The sequence below is a fragment of the Deinococcus cellulosilyticus NBRC 106333 = KACC 11606 genome, assembly GCF_007990775.1.
In the GTDB taxonomy this organism is placed as follows: Bacteria; Deinococcota; Deinococci; order Deinococcales; family Deinococcaceae; genus Deinococcus_C; species Deinococcus_C cellulosilyticus.
Genome location: NZ_BJXB01000043.1, coordinates 1 through 22,681, shown reverse-complemented (window position 1 = coordinate 22,681; position 22,681 = coordinate 1). Strand labels below are relative to the sequence as shown.

At 55.4% G+C, this 22,681-nt stretch carries 26 protein-coding genes and 1 tRNA gene; 13 read left to right on the top strand and 14 right to left on the bottom strand.

Annotation, left to right across the window (positions count from 1 at the left end; genetic code table 11):
• Positions 1 to 7: 7 nt before the first annotated feature.
• On the bottom strand, positions 8 to 649 hold the full coding sequence (gene lexA, locus DC3_RS26605) for a transcriptional repressor LexA (protein ID WP_146891023.1): 642 nt from the start codon (positions 647 to 649) through the stop codon (positions 8 to 10).
• Positions 650 to 776: 127 nt separating this feature from the next.
• Here lexA and DC3_RS26600 point away from each other — a divergent pair, with 127 nt between their 5' ends.
• The 3 genes from DC3_RS26600 to DC3_RS29420 all read left to right on the top strand — a co-directional run bounded on the left by DC3_RS26600 (position 777) and on the right by DC3_RS29420 (position 1,995).
• Entirely contained in the window at positions 777 to 1,403 is a 627-nt protein-coding gene (locus DC3_RS26600; protein ID WP_186816287.1) for an SOS response-associated peptidase, read from the top strand.
• A complete protein-coding gene (locus tag DC3_RS26595; protein ID WP_146891017.1) occupies positions 1,403 to 1,702 on the top strand; it encodes a hypothetical protein in 300 nt (99 codons plus the stop codon). Before DC3_RS26600 ends, DC3_RS26595 begins: the two co-directional genes overlap by 1 nt.
• Before the next feature lie 155 nt (positions 1,703 to 1,857).
• Positions 1,858 to 1,995: a hypothetical protein gene (locus DC3_RS29420; protein ID WP_186816286.1), complete on the top strand. Its 138-nt coding sequence runs from the start codon at positions 1,858 to 1,860 to the stop codon at positions 1,993 to 1,995.
• A gap of 10 nt (positions 1,996 to 2,005) precedes the next feature.
• Here DC3_RS29420 and DC3_RS26590 read toward each other — a convergent pair whose 3' ends face one another.
• Positions 2,006 to 3,079, bottom strand: coding sequence for a hypothetical protein (locus DC3_RS26590; protein ID WP_146891015.1), 1,074 nt, complete (start codon positions 3,077 to 3,079; stop codon positions 2,006 to 2,008).
• 763 nt (positions 3,080 to 3,842) lie between these two features.
• Between DC3_RS26590 and DC3_RS26585 the strand changes: the two genes are divergently transcribed.
• The 3 genes from DC3_RS26585 to DC3_RS26575 all read left to right on the top strand — a co-directional run bounded on the left by DC3_RS26585 (position 3,843) and on the right by DC3_RS26575 (position 6,015).
• Positions 3,843 to 5,213, top strand: coding sequence for a replication initiator protein A (locus DC3_RS26585; protein ID WP_146891012.1), 1,371 nt, complete (start codon positions 3,843 to 3,845; stop codon positions 5,211 to 5,213).
• Between the two features lie 86 nt (positions 5,214 to 5,299).
• Positions 5,300 to 5,743, top strand: a complete 444-nt coding sequence (locus tag DC3_RS26580; RefSeq protein WP_146891009.1) for a DUF7662 domain-containing protein — start codon at positions 5,300 to 5,302, stop codon at positions 5,741 to 5,743.
• A complete protein-coding gene (locus DC3_RS26575; protein ID WP_146891005.1) occupies positions 5,740 to 6,015 on the top strand; it encodes a hypothetical protein in 276 nt (91 codons plus the stop codon). Before DC3_RS26580 ends, DC3_RS26575 begins: the two co-directional genes overlap by 4 nt.
• Positions 6,016 to 6,037: 22 nt before the next feature.
• Here the strand turns inward: DC3_RS26575 and DC3_RS26570 are convergent, their stop codons facing one another.
• Positions 6,038 to 6,709 carry a uracil-DNA glycosylase gene (locus tag DC3_RS26570; protein WP_146891002.1) on the bottom strand — a complete coding sequence of 224 codons (672 nt, stop codon included), beginning with the start codon at positions 6,707 to 6,709 and terminating at the stop codon, positions 6,038 to 6,040.
• Between the two features lie 159 nt (positions 6,710 to 6,868).
• On the opposite strand from DC3_RS26570, the gene DC3_RS26565 reads away from it, so the two are divergent.
• Both DC3_RS26565 and DC3_RS26560 read left to right on the top strand, forming a co-directional pair.
• A complete protein-coding gene (locus DC3_RS26565; protein WP_146890999.1) occupies positions 6,869 to 7,222 on the top strand; it encodes a hypothetical protein in 354 nt (117 codons plus the stop codon).
• Positions 7,223 to 7,415: 193 nt separating this feature from the next.
• A complete protein-coding gene (locus DC3_RS26560) occupies positions 7,416 to 8,270 on the top strand; it encodes a DUF6615 family protein (RefSeq protein ID WP_146890995.1) in 855 nt (284 codons plus the stop codon).
• Positions 8,271 to 8,274: 4 nt separating this feature from the next.
• On the opposite strand, the gene DC3_RS26555 is transcribed toward DC3_RS26560, so the two are convergent.
• From DC3_RS26555 to DC3_RS26535, 5 genes are all read right to left on the bottom strand, one after another.
• Positions 8,275 to 9,093 (bottom strand): DUF4238 domain-containing protein, encoded by an 819-nt coding sequence (locus tag DC3_RS26555; RefSeq protein WP_146890992.1) that lies wholly within the window; start codon positions 9,091 to 9,093, stop codon positions 8,275 to 8,277.
• A gap of 49 nt (positions 9,094 to 9,142) precedes the next feature.
• Complete coding sequence (locus DC3_RS26550; RefSeq protein WP_146890989.1) at positions 9,143 to 9,907, bottom strand: hypothetical protein; 765 nt, start codon at positions 9,905 to 9,907, stop codon at positions 9,143 to 9,145.
• A complete protein-coding gene (locus tag DC3_RS26545) occupies positions 9,904 to 11,301 on the bottom strand; it encodes a replication initiator protein A (RefSeq protein WP_146890986.1) in 1,398 nt (465 codons plus the stop codon). Before DC3_RS26545 ends, DC3_RS26550 begins: the two co-directional genes overlap by 4 nt.
• 559 nt (positions 11,302 to 11,860) lie before the next feature.
• Positions 11,861 to 11,935: transfer RNA gene (locus DC3_RS26540), tRNA-Pro, on the bottom strand.
• A gap of 97 nt (positions 11,936 to 12,032) precedes the next feature.
• Complete coding sequence (locus DC3_RS26535; protein ID WP_146890983.1) at positions 12,033 to 12,845, bottom strand: S1 family peptidase; 813 nt, start codon at positions 12,843 to 12,845, stop codon at positions 12,033 to 12,035.
• A gap of 200 nt (positions 12,846 to 13,045) precedes the next feature.
• On the opposite strand from DC3_RS26535, the gene DC3_RS26530 reads away from it, so the two are divergent.
• Positions 13,046 to 13,687, top strand: coding sequence for a hypothetical protein (locus DC3_RS26530; protein WP_146890980.1), 642 nt, complete (start codon positions 13,046 to 13,048; stop codon positions 13,685 to 13,687).
• 99 nt (positions 13,688 to 13,786) lie between these two features.
• On the opposite strand, the gene DC3_RS26525 is transcribed toward DC3_RS26530, so the two are convergent.
• Both DC3_RS26525 and DC3_RS26520 read right to left on the bottom strand, forming a co-directional pair.
• Positions 13,787 to 14,059, bottom strand: a complete 273-nt coding sequence (locus DC3_RS26525) for a hypothetical protein (protein ID WP_146890976.1) — start codon at positions 14,057 to 14,059, stop codon at positions 13,787 to 13,789.
• Positions 14,056 to 14,478 carry a hypothetical protein gene (locus tag DC3_RS26520; protein WP_146890973.1) on the bottom strand — a complete coding sequence of 141 codons (423 nt, stop codon included), beginning with the start codon at positions 14,476 to 14,478 and terminating at the stop codon, positions 14,056 to 14,058. The genes DC3_RS26525 and DC3_RS26520 overlap by 4 nt, the downstream gene beginning before the upstream one ends.
• Positions 14,479 to 14,554: 76 nt before the next feature.
• On the opposite strand from DC3_RS26520, the gene DC3_RS26515 reads away from it, so the two are divergent.
• Positions 14,555 to 14,791, top strand: a complete 237-nt coding sequence (locus DC3_RS26515; RefSeq protein ID WP_146890970.1) for a hypothetical protein — start codon at positions 14,555 to 14,557, stop codon at positions 14,789 to 14,791.
• Positions 14,792 to 14,846: 55 nt separating this feature from the next.
• Here DC3_RS26515 and DC3_RS26510 read toward each other — a convergent pair whose 3' ends face one another.
• The 3 genes from DC3_RS26510 to DC3_RS26500 form a co-directional block, all read right to left on the bottom strand.
• Positions 14,847 to 15,122: an HU family DNA-binding protein gene (locus DC3_RS26510; RefSeq protein ID WP_146890967.1), complete on the bottom strand. Its 276-nt coding sequence runs from the start codon at positions 15,120 to 15,122 to the stop codon at positions 14,847 to 14,849.
• A 250-nt stretch (positions 15,123 to 15,372) separates the two neighbouring features.
• Positions 15,373 to 15,951, bottom strand: a complete 579-nt coding sequence (locus tag DC3_RS26505; protein WP_146890964.1) for a hypothetical protein — start codon at positions 15,949 to 15,951, stop codon at positions 15,373 to 15,375.
• 99 nt (positions 15,952 to 16,050) lie between these two features.
• Entirely contained in the window at positions 16,051 to 17,022 is a 972-nt protein-coding gene (locus DC3_RS26500) for a hypothetical protein (protein ID WP_146890961.1), read from the bottom strand.
• 229 nt (positions 17,023 to 17,251) lie between these two features.
• On the opposite strand from DC3_RS26500, the gene DC3_RS26495 reads away from it, so the two are divergent.
• The 3 genes from DC3_RS26495 to DC3_RS26485 all read left to right on the top strand — a co-directional run bounded on the left by DC3_RS26495 (position 17,252) and on the right by DC3_RS26485 (position 21,793).
• On the top strand, positions 17,252 to 18,268 hold the full coding sequence (locus tag DC3_RS26495) for a hypothetical protein (RefSeq protein WP_146890956.1): 1,017 nt from the start codon (positions 17,252 to 17,254) through the stop codon (positions 18,266 to 18,268).
• A gap of 18 nt (positions 18,269 to 18,286) precedes the next feature.
• Positions 18,287 to 19,735, top strand: a complete 1,449-nt coding sequence (locus DC3_RS26490) for a hypothetical protein (RefSeq protein ID WP_146890953.1) — start codon at positions 18,287 to 18,289, stop codon at positions 19,733 to 19,735.
• 501 nt (positions 19,736 to 20,236) lie between these two features.
• Entirely contained in the window at positions 20,237 to 21,793 is a 1,557-nt protein-coding gene (locus tag DC3_RS26485) for a hypothetical protein (protein ID WP_146890949.1), read from the top strand.
• 36 nt (positions 21,794 to 21,829) lie between these two features.
• On the opposite strand, the gene DC3_RS26480 is transcribed toward DC3_RS26485, so the two are convergent.
• Entirely contained in the window at positions 21,830 to 22,627 is a 798-nt protein-coding gene (locus tag DC3_RS26480) for a single-stranded DNA-binding protein (protein ID WP_146890946.1), read from the bottom strand.
• Positions 22,628 to 22,681 lie beyond the last annotated feature (54 nt).

The window sequence follows — 22,681 nt, the reverse complement described above, 5'->3', positions numbered from 1 at the left end:
TGTCAATTCAACTGTGGCGGTTTTTTCTGGGGGGTTTGCCGCCCATGCGGCCAATGAGTTGCCCCTGCAGGGTCACGTCTTCCTTGCGGTAACGCATGGGTTCCATGGCCGCATTCTCGCTGACCAGCACCACCTGGTCTCCTTCGATGTACCAGCGCTTCAAAGTGACCAGGTTGTCGCTTTTGATCAGCACCACCGCAATTTCTCCTTCCACGATTTCCGTGGTGGGCCGCACCACCACCATGTCTCCAGGGAAGATGCCTACGCCGGTCATGCTGGTGCCCTCGACTTTGAGGAGGTAATCCCCTTCTCGGGCATCAAAGAAGTCCGAGAGGCGGCTCATGAAGCCCTGGGTGTGGTCACTGGGGGTGAGGGGGAAGCCTGCGGCGATCTGTCCGGCAATGGGGAGGGCACCCAGGCCGAGTTCTTTTTCTGCCTTCTCGGCGATGGTGAGGGTGGCCGTGCGGTCGGTGAGGCGGTGCACGGTGAGGTAGCCCATTTCTTCGAGGGCTTTGACGTGCAGGTGGATGTTTTGGGGGGTCATTTCCATTTTGCGGGCCAGTTCTGCTGCGGTGACTGGCCCGTTCTGGGAGAGTTTGAGTAAGCAGGTGAGGATTTTTTTGCGAATCTCAGTGATCCTGGGAGGCATATTTCGACACTACTTGATAGGTATCAAGCTGTCAAGTATAGTGACTTATGGCACAGCAAAAACGTCTGTTTGCACCCCAAGTGCAACCGGCGCAGGTTCTCTTGACACTTTTTCTGGAGGCAAAAACATGTGCGGACGCATCAATGGCAGCACAGATGGAAACTTCATCTGGGAGGTCACCTACCCGGACCCCTGGACGTTCAGTGGGGAGCTTCGCCCCTCCGATCCCTACCCGATCATCCGCAAGCGTCCTGGAACGGATGAACTGGAAGCTCTCTCTGCAAGGTGGGGGTTGATTCCTTCGTTCTGCAAAGGCGAAGAGGACCTCAAAAAATTCAAGCACACCTTCAACGCCCGCTCCGAGACCGCCCACACCTTGCCGAGTTTCCGCAAACCCTTCCAGTCGCAAAGGTGCCTGATCGAAATCTCAGGTTTTTATGAATTTGAGCTTGTGGGGAAACGCAAAATGCCCGTGCTGTTCAGCAGTGCCACGGGTGGCCCCCTGATTCTGGCGGGCCTGTGGGATTACTGGCAGTCCAGGGAAGGCCTCGTGCACTCCTTCACCATCCTGACCTGCACCCCTTGCCCGGCAGTTGCGCCATTTCATGACCGGATGCCCTGTGTGCTGGGTCGCCAGGGGGCGGAACACTGGCTGCAGAACCGGTCCATCTCCCAGTTGCAGACCCTCCTGAAACCTTGCCCTGCGTCCTGGCTCTCTGTGACCCGATCCGAGCAGAGGCTGGCGGTGGTGTGATGGATCGGGCCATTGTCCTGAAGTTTGCACGGCCTGCGAAAGTGCCGCAAATCGTGAACAACAAGCTGGTGGGGATGCACAGTCCCATCAGCGACGAGACCCTGCTGTCGGCCCTGCAGAAACACCTGCGGCCTGCCTTCGAGCAGCACTTCCCAGACACCGAAATCCTCATAGAGGTCTCCGGGGCCAGCAAGTACCTGGTGAAAGGCTTCAGTGGCCAGCAGGAACGAGACGTGAAGAAACAAATCCCTGTGCTGCTGGAAAACCTGATGGACGATTTCAGCCCGGCAGAAGAATGAGCGGTCACAGTTCTCTGTGCTGCAACTGGGTACAGTGACCCATGGACCTTCAGGTGTTTGGAGAAACCCTATCTGTGACGGTGCTGGAACAAAATGAGCGCCTGACCATTTTGACCGGAAAAAGGTAAACCCAGGCCCTGCTGGATGCTTTCGATGTGGAAGAAAGGGTGCTGGTGGATGGCTTCTGCTGCCAGATTGCCTTGCTCAACTTCCATGAGGGCAAGGCTCCGGGAATCCTGCAGGAAGTCTATGTGGTCGAACTCATTCTGGAAGTGGTGGGAGAAGAAGCCTGACCTGAAGGCTTCATTCCTCTGCAGGAAAAGGGCAGGTCTGATCCAGCTGGTGTTCTTGCATCAACTGCCGGTACCGCTGCTGGTACTTCTGCAATCGCGCTTGCACCTCCTGCCCATCACCCGCCGCTGCTGCTTTCAGCTTTGCGCTGGCCCCTTCAATGTCCTTCTGGGCTGTGAAAAGGGCAGATTCAGGGATGTCCAGTTCTGCCTGACCCTCGGAAGCTTCCACAGCCTGCTGGTAGGTCTTCCAGGCATCTGAAAGGTCCTGCAGTAGACGGTCTCCCACACTCCACACCTCCACCGTGTCTTTTGCTGGGGGAAGAGCCTTCTGGAATTCCGCTGGCAACTCTTCTTGTTCTGCCTGCAGGATGTCTCTGGCGTCTTGCCAGTCGGTGCAGTCCACCATGTTTTCCAGGAACGCTTCATCCCCCTGGAGTCTGTTGTCCAGGTCCAGGGTGAGGCCTGTGAGCCTCAGGGTGCCAGTGTCAAGGCGGTTGAGGGCGAAAGACACCTGTTCCACGTACAGGGTGGCGTCCTCCAGAAGCCCTTTCAGTCTGCTCTGTGCTTCCTGGGCGGCATAAAACAGGGCACGTTTGCGGTTCTTTTCCTGCTGCTCCAGCTGCTCCTGGGCTTGTTGTTTCTCCCACTGGGCCACCCGGGTTTTCAGGGTGCTTTTCATGCCGTCCACCCAGTTGGCGTACTCGTTGAGGGTGGTGGCCGAGAACAGGGAACGGGTGAACCCTCCACCGCTGGACGGGAACAGCAAGGTCAGGGTCTTCCCAGTCACAGTGCCTTGGGCCTGAAAGATGCCCTTGCCCAGGATTTCTTCTTGAAACGTCAGGCTCAAATCATTCCCGGCCACCAGACCACTGAGGGTCCCATTGCGGGTGATCAGGGTGGGTTTCCCTCCAGTTGCCGTGCTGAGCCGGATTTGCTGGTAGCTGCCTTGCAGCTGGCTCTGGGCCTGCGTCCAGGTCAGGAACGTCAGGGTATCCGTTGTGGCCTGCAAGTATTGCATGTTCTGGGCATGGGCAGCAGGAAGGCCAAGCAGGGTGAAGAAGACCATGAGGCGGTGGAAGGTCATGCTTCATGGTAAGTCGGGGTCAGTGGGCAGGTCCATGCATGTCCTGTTTCGGCAGCAGTCTTGTGAAGGGCTCGCACGAACAACTTGAGGGATTTTGCTGCCCAAAATCCCGATCAGATCGGGAAAATGAGGGTGTTGACCAAACCGTCATCCCATCAGGGTTTTCCCTAATTTGTCGTCTCACATGGACTGGGATTGAACCCAGTGCATTTGGTTCCAGTGCGAACCAGGGGCATTCGAACAACTTGAGGGGTTTTGACCCGAACAACCTGAGGGAAACATTGATTTTTCTCTTGCTGGATACGGTTATATCTTCACTTGTTGGTGCATTCGAACAACTTGAGGGGTTTTGACCCGAACAACCTGAGGGGAAAACAGAGAAATGCCGTTCTGGAGCCTTGTTTCTTTCTGTCTCGAACAACCTGAGGGAAACAGCCGATTTCGATCCCGTTTGACACGAACAACCTGAGGGAAGTCCAGGAGAGGTCATCCGAACAACCTGAGGGATTCAGCCTGCAAGACGCGAACAACCTGAGGGATTTTGGCACGAACAACCTGAGGAGAAAAACAGGAGGCTCTCGAACAACGTGAGGCATTCCTGCCAAAGGGTCACGAACAACCTGAGGGGTTTCAGGGGAAAAGCATCGAACAACCTGAGGGAAAGATCTGAAAAAACACGTCCAGAACACCACACTTTGTCCTGCTTGAAGAAGAATCAATAGATCTTCTTATTTCTTTTTCTTTATCTATTAAAATCATCTTCATGGGGAAAGCCAAGACACCCGCCGAGAATCCCTCCCACAACTTGGATGAAATGAACGTGGCCCGGCTGTCCCTCATCAGCATGCAACGTCAGGTCAGTGACGATTACACCAGCTGGGAGATGCATCAGGATGTCGATGGGGTGCCCATCCGCATCCACTGTGGGAGCAGCGTGCAGGTCCCTCATGGCATTGACACCGAGGTGTACCTGGCGATCCTCAAGCTTTACCAGTTGATGGGATGCCCCAGCGATGGGGAAGTGTCCGCCACCCCCCATGAATTGATGCGCACCGCAGGCATTCACCCCACGGCCCGCAATTACACCATGGTGCGCAACTCCCTGATTCGCCTGAACCGGGCGATCTACCAGATCGATCAGGGCTGGCGGGACTTCCGGGGGATGCGCTGGCACAGCGTGACCTTTCAGCACCTGGCGAAACTGGAGTACACCAAGAACGAGGAACACCACCTGGACACGGCCTCGATCATCAAAATCACCCTGCCTCAAGACACCGTGAAAAGCATCCAGGCCGGGTACCTGAACCCCATCAGTTACCAGCTGCTCGGGCAGATCCGTCAGCCTTCCACCGTGGCGCTGTGCCGCACGCTGGAGGCCCTCAGGCGGGATCCATCCACCACCCAGGTGGTGCAGGACCGCATTGAGTTTCCCTTGCTGCAGTGGGCGAGGACCCTGAGGTTGGAGGAGTCCCGTCCGGACAACATCCGGCGCAGCCTGAAAAATGCCCATGAGGAGCTGATGCAGGCCAAGTACATCCGCACGGTGGATTACGTCGGAAAAGGCATGAAGCAGGTGATCGTGTATGACCTGTACCCGCAAATGGAGGACCAGGCTCTGGAAGAGCAAGTGCAACTCCTCGCCGACCGGGGGGTGGCCCTGGGATCGGCCCGCACCCTGATTGCAGAGTTCCCGGACCGCATTCAGGACGCCATCAAGCGCTTTGACCAGTTGAAGGCTGGTGGGTATCCCATGAAGACCCCTGGGGGCCTCTTGGTGTCAATCATCAAGAACCCGGCGAATTATGAGCCTGCTGATCCAACGGTCAAGAAGGCTTTGCCTGCACAGACCCCATCAGGCAAGCAGAAACCCAGCAAGAAGAAAGCCGATGAGCTGCCTGCTCCATCGGTGTCTGAAGAGGAACGCATTCGGGATGTGCTGTTTTTGTTGAAGTCCCACCTGAGTGTTGCCGAGCAGGACGTACTGACCCACCTGTTGCAGACCGGGAAGATTTCACTGGACAGCTTCCATGGGGAGTTGATGGGGCATCTGGTGAAGCATGAGTTGCCGAAATATGCAGCGGATTTGAAAGCGTCTTTGCGGCAGCAGTACTTTCAGGCTCCAGTGGATTCCTGAAGGTGCTGGGGTTGATCCTTCTTCTGAAGGTTCGTGTGTTCTAATTTATGCGATATCGACTTTTTATGATACGTTGAAATCATCAGATGAAAGAAGCCAAACACGTACAGATCAACCCTGTTGCCCAGCACCATCTGGAACAGCTCCAGATCCTCACCGGCTCCAGCCAGAGTGCCATTGTGGAACAGGCCCTGGCCTTCTACCACCTCAGCTTCAACCCCCAGGCCCTCAAAAGCCTTCAGTTGGACGAGGCACCCCTGGCGGAGAAAGGACCGCGCTCGAAATACGACCCCATCGGTGAACACCTCAGGAACCTCACCACAACTCGCACCACCCTGAGCTTTGAGCAGATCGAGGATCTGATTCACCGCAAACTGCCCGACTCTGCCCGCACCCACCGGGCGTGGTGGTCCAACAGTGGCCAGCCCCACTCCAGAATCTGGGTGGACGCTGGCTGGGAAGTGGACACTGTGAATTTCCCTCAAGAAACCGTGACCTTCCAGAAAAAACCTCAGGAGGAAACCAGATGAACATCGACCAAGTGGAGCAGGAAGTGCGGCGCAGGCTCAAACACCATGAAGGAGAAACCTTCCAGCAAGTGCGGGGCCAGCGTTTCACCTACACCCTGAAAGGGGAGACCCTGGTTCCTTCCACCACCGAGTGGAACATCGCTCCGAGTCAGGTGCGCAAAGCCCTGGAGTTTATGCCGGTGAGAACCGTCAGTGAACTCTCTGGCCTGCAGGCCCCCTCTTACCTGTTTGCCCTCTTGATGGACCCGCGAATCCGGCAAGGCCTGTACTGAAACCAGAGGCAACGAGCAAGACTCAAAGAGGATCTGGTGTCCCTTCCAGCCAGGGGTACTGGGTGAGGAAGTACACCTCCCGGTACACCTGAAGTTGCTTCGCGCGCTCCTGGGGCCGGATGTTGTAATTCCTTGCGCTGGGGTGCCCCACCTCAAACACCCGGTACCTGGCCTGCACCTCCTCAGGCAGCAAGGTCCAGCCTTTCTGGGCCATCCCACCATGCAGGACCACCACCTTTAACTCAGGCAAAAGGGTCAGAAGATCCTGCAACTCCCGAACCCCGATCCTCACTTCCGCTCGGGTGGGCGGCTCCTGACTCGCCTTGTGCCAGGGGACCACGTTCCAGCACATCACCTGACCCCGAGGGAGTTCGCTTTCTTTGAGGGCCGTGAACACATTCCGGGCTGTCTGGTCATGGTTGTCACAGGAAATGAAACCACTGCCTTTGGCTGCAGAGGCCCGATTGCCGGGGTCGCTGAGCAGGAGCAGCACCTGGGTGTGGATGCCTCCGGAGAGGGGATCGAAGAGGGGCAGGTGCACTTCAGGCGTTTGCAACTGCTCCGTCAGACTTTCCTTTCTGGACTCCAGCCACTGCAAGAGCGGCTGGATGTGCGGCAGGTCCCGCATCTTCAGGCGTGCAGCCACCTGCTCTGGGTCCCGCAGGGCATAAGGGGCTTGAGGGAAAGAAAGCATGCTGTAAGTGTAACCCTGTTCTTTTTTGCCTGCTCTTGTCTGGTGTGGGTCGAAAACACGCTGGGATTCTTCTCCCAGAAAGATCTTTTGCTGGAAGGATGTCTTCACTCAACTGGCAGATGACGGCCACGGTGCGCTGTCCTTGCGTACCATGAAGGCATGACTTCCACCCCTTCCCCTTTGATTGTTCCACAAGGTAGAGCAAAACAACTGCACCAGCTGCTCATCGGCGGGGAAGGGCACCTGATCCAGCAGTTCTTGAAGGTGCAGACGGCCAAAGCCCGAACCAAAGATGTTCTGGTGCTCGCTATTTTGGACGAACAGGAAGCCCTCTTGCTTTCCCTGATGCAGGTGTACCTGCAGGAGATCATTGACCAGTCCGCCCTGGACCCCAGCCTCTGGATTTATCCCATCAGAGAGCACCATGTGGACCTCTGGAAGGTGTTTCTGGCCAGGCCCACCTCCCAGATCTTCAGGCACATCGATGGACTGAAACAGCAAGCCCATTCCTAAATCACGAAAGGCCCTGGTTTTGGAAATGACTCTTTCAGTTTTGCCGGGTGCTGACCCTGATATCGTCTGGTTTTATGATTTTGTATATCGTGGTTGTTGTGATGACACAACCGCGTCTCTGATCCAGTGAACGGGATGAAAATCCCATCGATGTCCACAATCATACATGGTTCACTGAGATCCAAGGAACACCATGATACACAAGACTTTTGAACGGCTGGCCCGATACGCCTGGCAGACCCTCGAAGAAGCCCATGAACTGGATTTTGCTCTGGGAGAAGAAACCCTCACCGAAACCTTGCTGCTGCAACTCAAACGCATGAAAAACCCAGCCATCCAGGTGGTGCCCTACAACAAAACAGAAGAATCCCTGAATGGAGCAGATTGGGAGTGGTGGATTCAGGATGGAAGCTCTTACCACAGGGTGGCAGTCCAGGCCAAGAAAATCTCCCGGAACGGCAGGTACAAAAGTTTTATCCATGAGGTCGGAGCAGCCAAAACCCCACAAATTCACCTGTTGCGCACTTATGCTCTGGCCAATGGGGCCCTGCCCCTGTACTGCCTGTACAACCACCATCCCAAGGCCAAGGCAGATCACCTGAATTGCCTGCGTGGAAAACAGAAGGACCTCACCCAGCTGGGATGCACCCTGATGCCCATTGATGCAGCGGACCTGGTCTACAGCAAAACCCTCAAGCCTGAGTTCATAGCCATCCACGAGCACTCCATCAACCCGGTGCCCTGGCGGTGCCTCTTCTTGTGTGGCCTCGTAAAAAAACCAGCTTGCAAATTCAGGCCAGAACACCGTTGGGGCATATTGTGGATGCGCCTCAGGCTATGGTTGCCACTGGTCAAGCCCATCCCCAGGGAACAGGTGGATGTCCTGCTTCAGCGCTTGAGGGATGCTGGTCCCGATGCAATCGACGAACCAGGCGGTTTGCTGTCAGAGTTCTTCGCAAGTGAAGTGGGCCTCTACCCCAAGTATGTGGTGATCATCCAACAGGATGCAGACCAACGTTCATCGCAGATTGAGGACTGGACCTTCTGAGGCTTCACACAAAGGGGAACTTTTTGGTGTCAAAAGGCTGATGGGCGTACACGTACTGGGTGGCGTTCTGAAATTCAGCCCAATTGACCGACTCCACAAAAGAAGCAGGGCAGGTTTCCCGCTGGTGTGCAACAGAAGGTCCATTCACCCACAGCAGCAGGTGTTTTGGGGAAAGGGGCAACGCAAGGGTGGCCCCAGGTTTGTTCAGGCCATACTTGCCTTCTTGATCCAGGCGCTTGAGGCCCTGAGAATCCACCAAATACAACAGCACTGGCGCATCAGAGGACCAGAAAAATGCCCCTGCTGCTGCGGTCAGCACATGCATTCTACGCAGCAGCAGGCGTGTTTTCAGTTCTCGCACCTCGTCACTGCTGAGCATGTCAAGAAAGGCTGCCTGCTGAAAAGCTTCCGCTGTCAGCGTGGTGTGTTCTTCGCTCTCAGCCTGCTCTGCAAACGGTCGAAAGCTCTCTTTGATCTTGGGGCTACGCAAAAACATCAATGCAGTGATTTCAGCCAGCATGGAACGGTGTTTCGCCGGGAGATCGTCTGGTCCTTCCAGATGTCGCAGCACCTCGACCAGCACTTTGGCCTGATCGTTTTCATAGGCCACGTTAAGGTAATTTTCTAGCGAACCGTGGTCTGGTGCGTTTTCATACGGGCCAAAGTTGATGCTGTGAAAATCTGGTTTAAACCCCGTCCCCTTTGGTCCTTTGGCACCAGTGCCTCGATTTTCCTTGTTGAAATGGTGAATTTCACCATTTGGGTCACGAAAATGCTTGAGGTAAAAGCGGGGCACATGGTGATGGTCTCTGGAATTTGACATGATTTCACCTGATGTCTCATTGGATGGGAAGGGGCTTCAGCATGGACCTTCATGGGTCAAGAATCATGATGTTCCGGATGGCAGTTGCAGGAATGAGATGACCTTCACCATCGAAACAGGTGTTGGCATGCCAGGTCAGTTCTTCGTTGTGGTAGGACTGGTAGGCATAAAACAGACTTGTGGGAAGCACATCCTCTCGGTCAGCAGGACCCACAAAGGTCACGATGCACGGCTGGGTGTGCTGCTGGTACTGGGGCAGCAGATTCATCCCGAACCGCTCATGAAAGCACACGCAGATGTCCTCAATGATCTCCGGGGTGGCCAGGTAATCATGGTTGCCCAGGGTGCGGGGCGAAAATGCGACCTCCCGGACCAACAGGGCATAAGGACCCCAGTGTTGGCGATCTTTGATCTTCAAGTTGTAGAGGTCATGGTTGTGGTGTGGGGCAAGGTGCCTTTTGAAGTCCTGCCAGTTCGCGGCGGTGATGTGCTGCAGCGCCAGGGGTTCCAGCTGGTCCCACAACACATGAAGTCTGTCGCCCAGGGGCTGAATGCCTTCCTCAAATGTGGTGCCAGGGAACACGCGGGTGAGGTGGAACCAGTGCACGCCGGTCCAGTGGGGTTTTTGGGGGAACTTCTTCTGAAAGGCCACCCACAATTTGTCTTCAGGGGGAAGCAGAGGTGGAACACGGTGGTCATACAACTGGGCCGGAGGAAGTGTGTCGAAGAAAGTGCGCAATTCTTTCTCGGACACCTGAAAGATACCTGCAAGGCTCTCCAGGGCGGTTTGGGAGGTGCTGCAATCCAGGATCATGCTTCACTGGCGAAGCCCAGTTGCTTCCTCAAATCTGCCACGTACTGGTCGAGGGTTTTGCTGGCCCGTGCTGCAATGGCTGCCCGCTGCACTTCCAGGGCCCGCAGGGCTCCAGACTCGCATTCCTTTTTGAGCCTCTCCAATTCCACTTTGCTCAGGTAGGCGCTCAAGAGGATGCTCAGGCTGGCCTTCAATTCCTGGTATTGATCAAAAGGGGACTTCTGATCCAGGTCTTCCAGCTGGCTTTCCACCTGCTGCAAGGTGCGTTCCTCTTCTTGCTGGGCCACCTGCCGAGCCACATTCACGATGTCAATCGCTCTGGGTTCGCTGACCAGCTCGGCAGGAGCCACATACTTGCCTTCGTTGCGCAGGTAATCGAAGATGAGTCCTGCTGGGTTGGCCACCTTGTACCCGCTTTTCAGGCGACTGCGCAGAAAGGTCACCGCTTCTTCCACCCTGGGTCCGTGCTGCTGGGCGGTGTCGGTGGCCCGCTGCCTGCTGAACCCCACCCCGATCAGCATCTCAATGAGGGCAGGATCCGGTGCGTCGTCCTGGGCAAAGATGTAAGTGAGCTGTTGTTTCATGCCCCGCCCTTCCACCTCCACCGACTGCAGGTAGTTCACGGCCAGCAGTTCATCGTGAGCAGGGGAGAGGGTGCGACGGATGATTTCCGGTCGGTCGCTCTTGATTCCGCAGGCCTCCTTCCAGTCCCTCAGGGACACCGTGAGCTGCATCAGGCGCTTCCCAGCAGTGCTGGTGCCCCGGTGGGCTTCCAGCAGCCTGTAAAGCGCCCTGGCTGGGGGCTGCTCCAATTGCACCAGGATCCGGCCATCAAGCACGTTGGTGTAACGGGACCGGATGCTCTCCGCGAGCTGCAAACCCAGCTTGATCCTCAGGTTGTGCTTCTTGTCCAGGGTCTGGCTGGTGCCAAAGGCATCATCGCTCTCCCGGTACCGCAGGTCATCGATGTAACGCAAGGTGGTGACGTTCCATTTTCTGCCTGATGTTTCGGTGATGCCCTCAGACACCTTGAAGCCCGTGGACCACAGGCGGTTCAGGCTGCTCCTCACCCGGTTGTAGTTCTCCCCGTTGTCCGGCAAGCCGGTGAGGTCGCGCAGCTCGTAAGCGGTGGTGTGCACCCAGCCGTCTTCCGGGCAGCCCTGCCGCACATACAACGTCTGGATGGCCAGGATCACATCGGTGTCAATGCCATGCGGCCTGCCTTCCGGGGCCAGGCATTCGACCTTGTAGGGCCTGCCGTCAATTTCAAAATTGGACACGAAACGCACGGTGTCGGTGCTGGGTTCCACCCGGGCCTGAATGCTGATGATGCCCAGCCGGGCCAGGTTGCGTTCATCTTTGCGTTCATAAGATTCTGGGGTTTGTTTTCGCATCTGGCCTCTACCGCCTGTGGTTGTTTTTTCTTTAAAGATTATAAAAGAAAAACAACAACAAGAGGGGTGAGCTGCTGTGTGCCAGACGGAGAATTTCCTTGAAAACCACACAAAGGTATCGGTATTTGAGCGTTCAACCACACAAAAGTATCGGTATTTACAGGCAAGAACCACACAAAGGTGTCGGAATGGCGTTTGTGTACGGGTACTTTATGTTTGAGACGTCTGAAACAGCAGATTCTGAAAACCACACAAAGGTATCGGTAGGAAAGTGACTGAAAACCACACAAAGGTATCGGTGCATCCAGAGCAAAACCACACAAAGGTATCGGTGGCAGGAAGGGAAAACAGGGGATCAGCCCTGGTGTGCAGCACGGTCAATTTCCGAGTTCCCAAAAAACCACACAAAGGTATCGGTACCTGTGTGGTTTTGCCCTCCCAAAAAACCACACAAAGGTATCGGTACTTGAGCAGCTGAAAACCACACAAAGGTATCGGTGCTTGGGTTGTACAGCACACGACCAAGAGAAAAGCGACCAATGGAAACTGGTCGCTTCTTTGGTATGAGGTGCAGACCTCGAACCTGCAACCTGAGCGTCCCAAACGCCCCGCGCTGCCACGTGCGCTACTCCATGGGGTGACTTCAGGATAGCGTCTCAAACGTAGAGGGGCATGATTTTTTGGCTTAAGTCAGGTGGCCGATGCCTGTCTCTAAGAAAAGGCGGGGATGGTCAATCCCAGAGGGGTTCATCTTTAAGTGCTTTGATGCAAAGGGCGTAACCAATGCCCACATTGGCAGACCGCCTGAGTTCCTGGAGAAGGTCTGACATTTTGGTGTACAACCCTGCCAATTCCATCAAGGTGAAATTGCTGGGCTCGTTATGAGGATCATGTTGTGGCATGCCCTGCATATGGTTTTGTGTACGGGTCTCCAGGATGCCTGGGAAGGACCTGATGTTGAAATCAATGAACTTTTGCAACTCTTCTATCTTTTCAGTGAGCCCCGTGCCTTTGCGGCTGACGATGCCCACAATGCTGCCGGAAGCCAGGTGAACCAGTGGGGCGCCGGAGACACCATGGTTCACCGAAGCATCAAGCTGCAAAACGGTGGCCACACCAGACGGATAGATGCTGGAGATGTGTCCGGTGTGCAGCACCAACCTGGGATGCTCAAAGTGAAACCCAGGGAAAAACACATCGTCACCCACCCGCACATCAACGCTCGCCAACGGTAGGGGGCCTGGTGTGAATGGGGTTCGCTCAAGTTTAATCACAGCATAGTCATGGTCATTTTCTGGCGATCCGACTTCAAATTGATCCAGCAATTCTTGACCGCTGCAAGACCACTGCTGGAGAGATTGATTCTGGGCATCGTAGGTTTCCAGGCGGTGCATGATGCTGGCGTTATGGCGGGCTGCTTTCAGGTTGTGGTTGTTGGTGACGAGGTAAGCACCGATCATGAAACCCGTGCCCGTGGCCCCCGATTTGGTGGTGATGCGCACGATGGAAGGGGCAAGGCTTGCAAAAAGGCTCTGTAACGTCATGGTGCTTATCGTAAGGATTCTCTGGCTTTGAAAACAGAGTGGGAAAACCTTTTGCCTGTCCGGTCTGGCCTGCAGATACAGTCTGTGCCCTCCTATTCTTGCTGTAGGTGTGCTGGCAACCACTGGGCAGACCCCCCAGGTGTGCCATGATCAACCCATGACCCTGGTGAATCCCATTCACATCCATCGACTGAAATCCCATGAATAAAACTGTGGCCCTGCAATTCCTCTCTGCCTTTTTTGGCCTGATGCTTCTCGGGGTGGTGCTCATCGTGGCCCAATTGACCCTGTTGCGCACCAGCAAAGCCAGCAGATGGCAACGCATCTGTGAAGAGAAAGGCTGGACCCTGAAGCACCACCCCACCTTCCGTCCACCCTGGCAAGTGACTTCACCCCACTGGACGGTGTGGTTCCATGAGCCCCTCAGTGAAGATCAGCCCACGCGTCTGGTCTTCGAGGCCCCCCTGCCCGTTCAGGGGATTCGGTTGCTGATGGTGCACGAAGATCAATACCAGTGGCCCACCGATCCCCAGGCGGTTGCAAACCTGCAGAACATCTACCCTGAAGTAGTCCCGTTGGAGGTTGTGGAACTGCAAACCAGGGTGGGACGGTTCATGGTGCACCTGCATCCAGAAGCTCTCCGTCAGGACGCTCTTGGTGCACTGAGAGGGGTGTTGGAAACTCTGTCCAGCCAGAAGGTGCAAGTGGTGGTGAATGAAAACGACAACGTGCAGATCGTCATGCTCGATGTGGAGTGGGAGAAACCGCAGGTCTTTGGCTTGATCCATGGGGGAGAGGCCCTGATCACCCTCCTGAGGGGGCTTGAGGCAGGCAAAATGTGATGAGTGCAGATCTGGTCTGCGCCAGAGTGGGATATCATCTGGGGACGACTGCAGGAACTCATGCAGGAACGCCTCCATCATCTGGAGGCGTTTTCTCGGTCAGGGGTGGGTCTCTTGGTAACCCAGGTGATGCGGGATCCCGTGTCGGTTGAGCATCACGGCAAGCCAGAGCCATTTGCTGTGGCTGTCCATGTCCCGGTATACGATGTCCTGCAGTTCCAGCGTGACAGGGTGCCTGCGGGTGAGTTTAATGTCCCAGAACCGGGCGAACTGCACGATGCCGGAGAGGGTGTAACGCTGCCCGTTCTTCCTGGCCCACACTTTCGGGTCGGGGTCCTGGGAGACAGCAGGTTTGATGGGGGTGGTTTTCATCCTGCACCTTCCTGCTGGATTTTCACTTCAGCATCTTTCGGTGCCTCTGGGTGTTTCGCCTGGGTGTTTGTGTGCTGTGCTTTCGTGGGGTCTTCCAGGTGTTCCACCGGAATTCCCATCTGAAAGGCTTTGAGCTGCAGCAGGTGCTCCATGGCGTCTTCACCTGTCAGGCCATATTCCGTTTGGCAAATCCCGTGGAAGGCTTCGGGGTGGAGAGCGATCAGGTCGAGCACGGGTCCCAGCACCTGCCCGAGGTGGCTGCGGATCTCGAAGCTCTGGGCTTCCCAGTGGATCAGGGTTTTCTTTTGGTGCTCCAGGGCTTTTCTGGCCTGGGCAAGCAACTCGGTGTGTGGGCCTGTTTCGGTGTGGGTCAGGTTTTGGATCAGGCGTTCAATGTCTTGTGCATGCATTGTGGTCATGTCTTTCTCCATACCCTCATTTTAGCTCAAAACATGCTATAAATCAATTTGAGCTAAAACATGTTATGCTGTGTGAATGGAGAAAAACCTCTCACCTCTGGAGCAACACCTGCTCGACCAGATCAAAGAACGCATCAAAAGCCAGAACCTCACCCTCGAACGGGTGGGCCGCCAGGTGAACCCGGAAAGCAAAACCCCAGCCCAGAACGCCCACCAGTACCTCAGTGGCAGCCGTGGCGTGCTCACCGGTTACATTGACCGCCTGCTGCAAGAACTCGGCGCAGAGAAAATCACGGTGGTCTGGAAGGACTGAACCCAACAGAAAAGAGGCGGATGGCAAACCCATCCACCCCAAAATGCGCTTCAGTTCACTCAGGCAGCAAGTTGCTGGCCGCCTTAAAGCGAATCTTCTTGCCTGCAGCAATGGTGATCTTCTCGGTGGTTCCGGGTTTCACGCCTGTGCGCTCCTTGGTCTCGGTGATGCTGAGGGTCCCCAGACTGGGCAGGCCCACGGTTTTGCCTGCCTTCAGGGCAGAGACCACTTCTTCGAGCAGAACGGTGATGGCTTCCGCAGATTCCTTTTTAGTGAGCGAAGCCTTCTGGGCAACGGCGTCAATCAACTGGGTCTTGGCAATTTTTTCCATGGTTTCCCCCAGGCATCAACATGCATGCCTTCTGGTTTTGTGGTCTCAGCAGAGTTTAAACGAGCGGGCCGTGCTTTATAGCGTTCTACATCGATGGAACCTTCCCTGGGTTCACGATGCAGGTGGATCAACAGCTTCACCATCCTTCCCTCTGGGTCCTGCACAGACTGAAACCTGTTCCATTACTAAAGGGACCGTCCAGCGGGTGGCCACTGCTTACGATTGGCAGCCTGAAATCCTGACCACCGTCTCAGGCACTTCTGACCAAATGGTTCTTCTTGCGTTTCCCGGTGCGCTTTTCCTTGCTCTGCTGGTAAGCCTCCAGAAATTTGGCTTTCAGCAGGGGAACAGCCTCCTCCACCATGTCACTGGGAATGTGGGCCTGCTGCCACAGCAGCAAACAACTCCTCAGGGTCTCTTTGTACTGCCTGAGGTTGAGGTGCCAGCCGAGTTCGATGTGGATTTCTGGATGGTAGCTGTCCAGGGTCATTTCGATCAACTGACGTTTCTGCTCAAGCACGGTTTCCCGACGTTTTGCTCCCCTGAGGAGGGCCTTCTGGGCTTTCTCGTAGAGCACGAAGAAATCTTCTGAATCCTCCAGTTGCTTGATGCGGTCCTGGTCATACAGTTTCACCGGATGCTGGATCTGGCGGCTGCCGTACCTGCCTTGATACCGCATGTAGTTCTCTTTTTCTGCGTCATGGTCCGGAAGGAGTTTTTGGATCATGGTGAGGGTCCACCCGCGCGTTTTGAGGTCATGGGTGGTGAAGTAAGCGTCCTGATAAGAGCTGTCCCGGAAGAAGGGTTTCTCTGGGGATTCAGGGGGCATGCTTCCAGCATAAGGCAAGCTTCGGCCCGGTCAAATCTCGGTTTCTCAAGCGGTTTCAAGCTCCCAGGGGTGACCTTCACCGTTCAGCCAGCGGCTGACTCAGCGTTTCGGGAAGATGATTTTCAGGGTGTCCCGCACGAACTTCATCCCAGATCGGTTCGGGTGGATGACTGTCATGTGGTTGTCGCAGGGCCGCAGGGCGTACAGGCCACTGGTGCCTCCACTGTACCGCCAGTTGTCATGCCCGTCGTACACGCCCGCCAGGGTGGCAAGCCCCCCACAGACGGGGGTGTTGTCCGCCTGGATTTCGAGGTTCCATTTCACGTTGTCGAACACCACGTTCTGGATGTCATTCGCTGTCCCCCCTCCAGTGATTTGCTCCCCACACAGGCTGGACACCGGAATCTGGTAGGGGTTGCCGTCCCCGGTGATGTCTGCTGCGTTGTCGGTCCCCCAGTACCGGCACACCCCATCAAAATCCACCGCCACTTCGATGGGCAGTTGCGGCAAAGCCCACTGGATGACGTGGGACCACACCACCCCGTGGGAGTGGGAGACCAGCACGACTTTGCTGGGGTTCTCCACCCCTTTGATGTCCTGGTTGTAGATGATGGTGAGGGCTTTCAGCAGGGTTTTCACCCCGTAATACTCTGCGTAGCTTCCGGAGCTGGTGTTGGCGCGGTCCGGCCAGGATCCAGCGACCCCATCGTATCCCACCGTGTAACCCTGTGCGGCAATGGTGTCCGCGAGGTTCTGCAGGGTGCTTTCGGTCTGGTTGGGCAGCACGGCACTGAGGTAATCCCAGTTGTTCTTGGTGTTTTGTTTCTCCACGATGGCGTCCTGAGACTCCATTTGTGCGGGCAGCAGGTTCAGGCAGGTGAAGGGGAGAATGTTGTCGTTTTGTTTGAAGCACTTCCCGGAGATCCCGAACAGGTACACGTCTGGGCTGGTGCTGGGTCGGTATTTCTTCTCTGGCCCGGGGTTGGGCGTGGGGGACGTGGGGGGTGTCGTTTGACCGCAGGCGGTCATCAGGGTGAGGGTGAGCAGGCCCATCAGAGAAAGTGTCCTCATGGTTTTCATCATAGACTTTCACACAAGATGTTGCTTCTGGCAGTGTAACGAAAACATCATGAAAGCAAAGCTCAAACCAAAAACAACAATCAAAGTGCATGTGTTTTGCTTCCACCAGAAGAAAAACCCTGAACTTGTTGTGGAGAGAGAAGCTGACATCATGAAGCCCTGTTGTATTCAGGCACTGCATTCTGGGTCTCACCTCCCTATAATGAAAGTGAGGTGAGTAATGACCCGTAAACTGCTGTTTTTCGCCCTGCCTTTGCTGCTGACAGCCTGCAGCAACTCCTCCAGCCCCGAAAAAGCCGTTCAGGGTTACCTGAAAGCCACGTTCAGTGGGGACCTGGACACCCAGTACCAACTTGCCTCCGCAGAAGACCGCGCTGCCTGGACCCTGGAAGAATACAAAACCCGCCAGCAGGACGCCGATCAATTCCGTTTCCTGGTGAAAGACTCCACCAGCAAAGTCATCTCCAAGGACGTGGATGAATCGGGCGGCTGGGTGACCGTGGAAACCACCGGACCGGACATGACCACCCTCGCCCGGGATTTCATTGGCATGGCCTTCGCCACTGGGCTCAGCCAGGACAAAAACACCGAAGAGACCCTCAAGAAGTTCCTGCAGGAAAAATACAAAAATGGGGTGCCCAAAACCACCACCACCCAGGAATACGAAGTGGTCAAAGAGGAGGGCGGCTGGCACGTCCGCACCGGCTGGGCGGAACAGAAAGCCAAAGAAGAACGGGAACAGAAAGCCAAAAACCTCGCTGCACTGGCCAAAACTGCAGCTGAAAAAGGGGACATTGAAGCTGCCCACACCTACTACCAGGAATCCCTGAAGCAGAATCCAGGAGATTCCATGGTCAAGTACGAAGCGGAAAGGGTGGCGGAAAAGTACCAGGCGCACCAGCAACTTCTGACTTACAAACCCTACCTGAAGATGGAAGGGCTCAAAATCGAAATGGAGGACTACGGCGGCTTTGCACCCGAAGCCGAACCGCACCTGCGAGGCAAAATCCGCAACACCGGCACGGAAACCCTCACCGACCTGACCTTGCTGATTACCTACCGGGACAAGAACAAGCAGGCCATCGGGGAGAAAGAACGCCACCTGGTGTCGTCCTACATGGACCGCCCTTTCAAACCAGGGTTCATTTACGACCTGGATGAAAACCTGAAATACGATGCGCCCAGCGAAGCGGACTGGCGTTACACTGGCGTGGAGATTGCCAGCCTCAAATACTGAACCTGAGAGGAACAAGACATGACCGGAGAACTTTCCCTGTCCAAAACAGTGTCTGCCCTGCATCAGGTGCCCGTATCGTTCCTGGGTGAAGTGAAGTTGGAGTACATCAAAGACACCCTGGTCTTCAAGTGGCGGCACGTCACCCTCAAGGTGGCCACCGAACGCATTGCGGACATCCGGGTGCACCACGCCTTGCTGAACCACACCCTGTGGTTCGCATACCAGGAACAAAATGAACTCCGCTGGGTGGGCCTTGCCCGCACCACCCCCATCTTCAACCCGCAAACCTTCCTGAAAAAAGTCATCGGCAAGGACTTCGAGCGCATCCAGAAGCAGTGGTACTGGGTGTCCTTCAAAGAAGACCGTGAAGTGACCGTGGGGAGCGTGCCAAAGCCCTCTGTGGAGGCTTTGAAGCAGGTGGTGCGCAGGGAACTGCCGGTTGGAGAGGACATCGCTGCGGTGTCCACCTCTGAATTTGGCGGGTTGGTGCTCACCACCGACCACCTTTTCCTGGTGGAGGTGCTTCCTGGGCAAAAAGCTGGAGTCCTTCACCGGAGCCGCCTGCAGCCCTTGAACTTTGCAGGCCTGCGGGGGGTGCACCTGCACCAGAATGTGCTGACCCTCACCGTGGACCGGGAGGCGGGGCCTGAAAAGGTGGCGGTGTACTGCTGTGACGCCCAGACCGGTGAACTGGTCAAAGCACTCAAAAAGAAACGTCACCAGCACCGCACCCGCTGGTGGAACATGTTTGCTGCGGCCTCTCCCAGAGACCTCCTGGAGCACCTCACCATCACCTTGCTGCTCACAGCGGCCATGGTGTGCGCCCCAGCTTATCCCCGAGAGGTGCTGTACGAGGTGGCCGTGGTGTGCGGCGGGGCCTTCCTGATTGGTTTGCTGGAAAGCTGGCCGATGCTGCTGATGGTGGCCGTGATTGCCGTCATTGGAAAATTCGTTCCCCCTTTGCTGGGGGTGCTGGCCATCCTGGGGGTGTGGGGCCTGATGGGAAGGCTGCAATTCGTGCTGGAACACTACTGGGCGGTGTTGATGTCCGTTCCTTACTTTGTGTGGCTGGGGCTGCTGATCTACCTCAACTGGCATCACCCTGGGGCTCTGGACTGGAGTTACCAGGTGGTGGGGTGGGGCATTCTGGCCTTTGTGGTTTCCGGTGGCATGGTGGTGGTGATGAACGAAGGGACCGGGCGTTCCCGCTGGCATGACCTGTACATGTTCATCCTCACCCCCTCGGTGATCATCAGTTTGCTGATTCCATTGCTGGGGAAAGCCATGCACGCTGCGTCGATACATCAGGCGCATGCCCCGCACCTGCCAGGGTCACATGGGCATGCGGCTGGCGGGGTGCACACGGGGCACATGCACACGGTTTCTGCGCACATCAGGCACACGGCACACGGGCCTGTGCTGGTCCGGGAACACCTGGCGGCGGACCCTTACACCAAAGACACCTGAGCCTGGAATGCCCTGCCCCCATAGGTTGCAGTCTTGAGTGCATCGTTCAGGCAAGAACACTTCCATAAAAGGAGGTGTTCTCTCTGCCAGGTGAGGTTCTGGGCAACCCATCTGAGGTCAAATGATGGATGATTGATCGGCTACATAAACTGCAGGCTGTAAGAGTTGGGGGCAGAGGAAATCGTGACCCACCCGGACTGAGTGTCACAACCCAAAAGAGTGGACAGCAAAGCCATTCACCCTTGAAGCCTTCACTCATCACCCGGTCAGCAGTTTTCTGGCCGACTTGAACTGGATTTTTTGCCTTTCGCAATGGTGATGCGCTTTGTGGTCCCAGGTTTCACGCCTGTGTGCCCTTTGGTTTCGGTGATGCTGAGAAATGCTGCAAGTTTCATGTGTCCCACGTGGCAAGACGCAGGCAAACTTGGCATCCATTTCCAGAATCCTTGCCAATCCTCAGGTCTTCTCGACCCACCAAAAGTGTGAAACCATAGGCATAAGATGGCACGACCCAAAGAACATGAATTTCTTCGAAGCACCATCAACAAACTTGAGAAACGGGCAGGTCATCACTGTTCAAACCCGGATTGTCAGGCTCCCACTTCAGGACCTTCAGCGGAGCACGGTGAAGCGACATCCAGCATTGGGGAGGCTGCCCACATCAAGGGGGCTGCGCCTGGGGCCAGGAGGTATGACCCGAACCTGAGTGCTGGGAAGTGCCGGGGTTTCGACAATGGCATCTGGTTGTGCCGGAATTGTGCCACCAAAATTGACCGGGATGAGGTGGCTTACACAGTGGAACTCCTCCGCGTCTGGAAGCAGGGTGCCGAGGAGCGTGCCAGAGTCAGGCAAGGGAAACCACTGAAAGAGATTGCCCGCGATGAGTATGAGCCAGAACACCAAAAGACCGTGACGGCCCTGCTGCTGGACAACAGTTTGAAGACCCAAGCGCAGTTGCTCAAAGAAAAAGACATCCAGGTCACTGTGGTTGGTGGGGAAGTGCACTACATTCCCGGGGAAAACATCGATTTTCACTTCTTAGGCAACCTGACCGCCCTGAATCAGGCCGTGACCCAGGCCATGATTGAGGGGGAATTCGATTTGAATCTTGAAGGTTCAGGTCTGACCTTTGCCACAGTGGACCCTTCCCTTCACAAGTTCTTCCCGGTTATCAAGAAAGGCACATTCAGAATTGAACCTGAATCCCAGGTCATGCAGTTTTTCCTGACCACTGATGCCGAACTGGAAGTTTTGTCTGGCAGTGTCAAAACGCTTTTTCACCCCAACCGTTTAAGGCTCGAAATCACCAATGACGTCGGTTCTATCAAAATCATTTTTAAAGTTCCCGACGGGAAAAAGGGAAACCTGAACATCAAGATCAAATGCAATCCTGAAATGGGAATTTCGGAGAAAGACAGGGCAATTCTTAGGGCACTGTGGATGATCACCAACCATCATGGGACCATCACCTTGTCGGATCCTCAAACCAAAAGCATGATTTTTAAGATGCAGGTGAGGCGGGATTTGGAGGTTGGGCTTCAAAACATGGGTAAATTTGCCAAACTGACGGATCTTTACTTTGAAGTGCTGACCTATGTGAAATATTGTCAGGCTGTTATGAATCAGATTGATCCAGCGAAAGTGATGACTGTATCAGACAGTCCTGATTTTTTGATGATCGTTGATTTGTTCAATGGAATCAAAAATGGCATCAAGAATTCATTTTTTGCAAAGGTTCATGCAGATGATTTGAAAGATTCCCTGAAATATCTCGTCCTGCATCCAGGCGCAAAGTATCGGGTTGAAGTATACAGGCCTGTGAGGATTTTGGGGACCATCCTGACTGTCGCTCGGTTGAGACCAAAGGAACCAAAATTGACTTTGCTGAACACTGAAACCCAGCAGCCCATCACTTTGACAGCAGAACAGCTGGATGCCATAAAAGATCAGGAGGTCACGGTCCAGGTCGAAGGGACAGCTCCTTTTGAGTTCATTCAGGACTCCAAAATTCAAGGGCCTATGGTGCGTTTCATCTTCGAGGAGCCATCAGTGACGTGATACCCTGGCCCTCCAGCGCGAACCCTGCACAATTCTTCATGAGCCGGATGGAGTGGCATCACCAGCGTTCTGCTGTTCTTCCGGGGCAGCTTCTGGCTCAGCTGGGGCACCTTTCTGGATCCAATCCAGAAAAGCATCGATGTCGTCGCCTTTCTTCACTTCATCCGCCAGGATGCGGGACGTCTTCAGGGGTTCACCTTCAGGACTTTGCCACCGGTCATGGACCAATTTGCCGACCACCAGGATCCGTTCACCGAACTCAAATTCTGCCATGACTTCTGCGGTTTCTTCCCAGCAGGCGACCTGCAATTCCTGGAAGACTTGCTGGGTGCCTTCGCTGTCATAAAGGGAAGAGGTGAACAGGTGCACTGGGAAGAAGCAGTAGGGGTTGCCGTTGGCTGCAGTTTTGATTTCAGGCTTTTTGGCCACTGCGCCCACCACACACACCACATTGACGGCGTCTTTGAGGCGAGGGCTGCCGTAGCGGTCCAGCAGCAAATTTTCAGGTGGAGCGTCGACCTCGAAGGTTGTTGTGGCTTTGACCACCAGTTCGGTTCGGGTTTTGCCGTCGAGGACCTCCCTGAAAGGGTGGATGGAGCCGCGCACTTTGACCCCGAGGCCTTTGACGAAGGTGCGGCCCACCCAGGCGGGGTCTGCATCGGGAAAGAAGATGCGGTGGTACCAGGTGAGGGTGCGGGTGCTGCCGTCGCTGTTGGGGATCTGCTGGGTTCCTGCCAGGGTCACTTCGCTGATGGGGCGGCCGTGAGGATCGGTGAGGACATCCACGTACTTTGCCACGGCCCCCACAAGGACGATCAGGTTGAATGCTTGCATGCCTGCCTTTCTGGATGGTTCTCGTGGTGTTACGGGTCATCCGGTGCTTTCATT

Excerpts from the sequence above, each read along its gene's own strand:
- lexA (WP_146891023.1), bottom strand. The coding sequence starts at position 649 with ATGCCTCCCAGGATCACTGAGATTCGCAAAAAAATCCTCACCTGCTTA.
- DC3_RS26600 (WP_186816287.1), top strand. The coding sequence starts at position 777 with ATGTGCGGACGCATCAATGGCAGCACAGATGGAAACTTCATCTGGGAG.
- DC3_RS26595 (WP_146891017.1), top strand. The coding sequence starts at position 1,403 with ATGGATCGGGCCATTGTCCTGAAGTTTGCACGGCCTGCGAAAGTGCCG.
- DC3_RS26590 (WP_146891015.1), bottom strand. The coding sequence starts at position 3,079 with ATGACCTTCCACCGCCTCATGGTCTTCTTCACCCTGCTTGGCCTTCCT.
- DC3_RS26585 (WP_146891012.1), top strand. The coding sequence starts at position 3,843 with ATGGGGAAAGCCAAGACACCCGCCGAGAATCCCTCCCACAACTTGGAT.
- DC3_RS26580 (WP_146891009.1), top strand. The coding sequence starts at position 5,300 with ATGAAAGAAGCCAAACACGTACAGATCAACCCTGTTGCCCAGCACCAT.
- DC3_RS26575 (WP_146891005.1), top strand. The coding sequence starts at position 5,740 with ATGAACATCGACCAAGTGGAGCAGGAAGTGCGGCGCAGGCTCAAACAC.
- DC3_RS26570 (WP_146891002.1), bottom strand. The coding sequence starts at position 6,709 with ATGCTTTCTTTCCCTCAAGCCCCTTATGCCCTGCGGGACCCAGAGCAG.
- DC3_RS26565 (WP_146890999.1), top strand. The coding sequence starts at position 6,869 with ATGACTTCCACCCCTTCCCCTTTGATTGTTCCACAAGGTAGAGCAAAA.
- DC3_RS26560 (WP_146890995.1), top strand. The coding sequence starts at position 7,416 with ATGATACACAAGACTTTTGAACGGCTGGCCCGATACGCCTGGCAGACC.
- DC3_RS26555 (WP_146890992.1), bottom strand. The coding sequence starts at position 9,093 with ATGTCAAATTCCAGAGACCATCACCATGTGCCCCGCTTTTACCTCAAG.
- DC3_RS26550 (WP_146890989.1), bottom strand. The coding sequence starts at position 9,907 with ATGATCCTGGATTGCAGCACCTCCCAAACCGCCCTGGAGAGCCTTGCA.
- DC3_RS26545 (WP_146890986.1), bottom strand. The coding sequence starts at position 11,301 with ATGCGAAAACAAACCCCAGAATCTTATGAACGCAAAGATGAACGCAAC.
- DC3_RS26535 (WP_146890983.1), bottom strand. The coding sequence starts at position 12,845 with ATGACGTTACAGAGCCTTTTTGCAAGCCTTGCCCCTTCCATCGTGCGC.
- DC3_RS26530 (WP_146890980.1), top strand. The coding sequence starts at position 13,046 with ATGAATAAAACTGTGGCCCTGCAATTCCTCTCTGCCTTTTTTGGCCTG.
- DC3_RS26525 (WP_146890976.1), bottom strand. The coding sequence starts at position 14,059 with ATGAAAACCACCCCCATCAAACCTGCTGTCTCCCAGGACCCCGACCCG.
- DC3_RS26520 (WP_146890973.1), bottom strand. The coding sequence starts at position 14,478 with ATGACCACAATGCATGCACAAGACATTGAACGCCTGATCCAAAACCTG.
- DC3_RS26515 (WP_146890970.1), top strand. The coding sequence starts at position 14,555 with ATGGAGAAAAACCTCTCACCTCTGGAGCAACACCTGCTCGACCAGATC.
- DC3_RS26510 (WP_146890967.1), bottom strand. The coding sequence starts at position 15,122 with ATGGAAAAAATTGCCAAGACCCAGTTGATTGACGCCGTTGCCCAGAAG.
- DC3_RS26505 (WP_146890964.1), bottom strand. The coding sequence starts at position 15,951 with ATGCCCCCTGAATCCCCAGAGAAACCCTTCTTCCGGGACAGCTCTTAT.
- DC3_RS26500 (WP_146890961.1), bottom strand. The coding sequence starts at position 17,022 with ATGAGGACACTTTCTCTGATGGGCCTGCTCACCCTCACCCTGATGACC.
- DC3_RS26495 (WP_146890956.1), top strand. The coding sequence starts at position 17,252 with ATGACCCGTAAACTGCTGTTTTTCGCCCTGCCTTTGCTGCTGACAGCC.
- DC3_RS26490 (WP_146890953.1), top strand. The coding sequence starts at position 18,287 with ATGACCGGAGAACTTTCCCTGTCCAAAACAGTGTCTGCCCTGCATCAG.
- DC3_RS26485 (WP_146890949.1), top strand. The coding sequence starts at position 20,237 with ATGGCACGACCCAAAGAACATGAATTTCTTCGAAGCACCATCAACAAA.
- DC3_RS26480 (WP_146890946.1), bottom strand. The coding sequence starts at position 22,627 with ATGCAAGCATTCAACCTGATCGTCCTTGTGGGGGCCGTGGCAAAGTAC.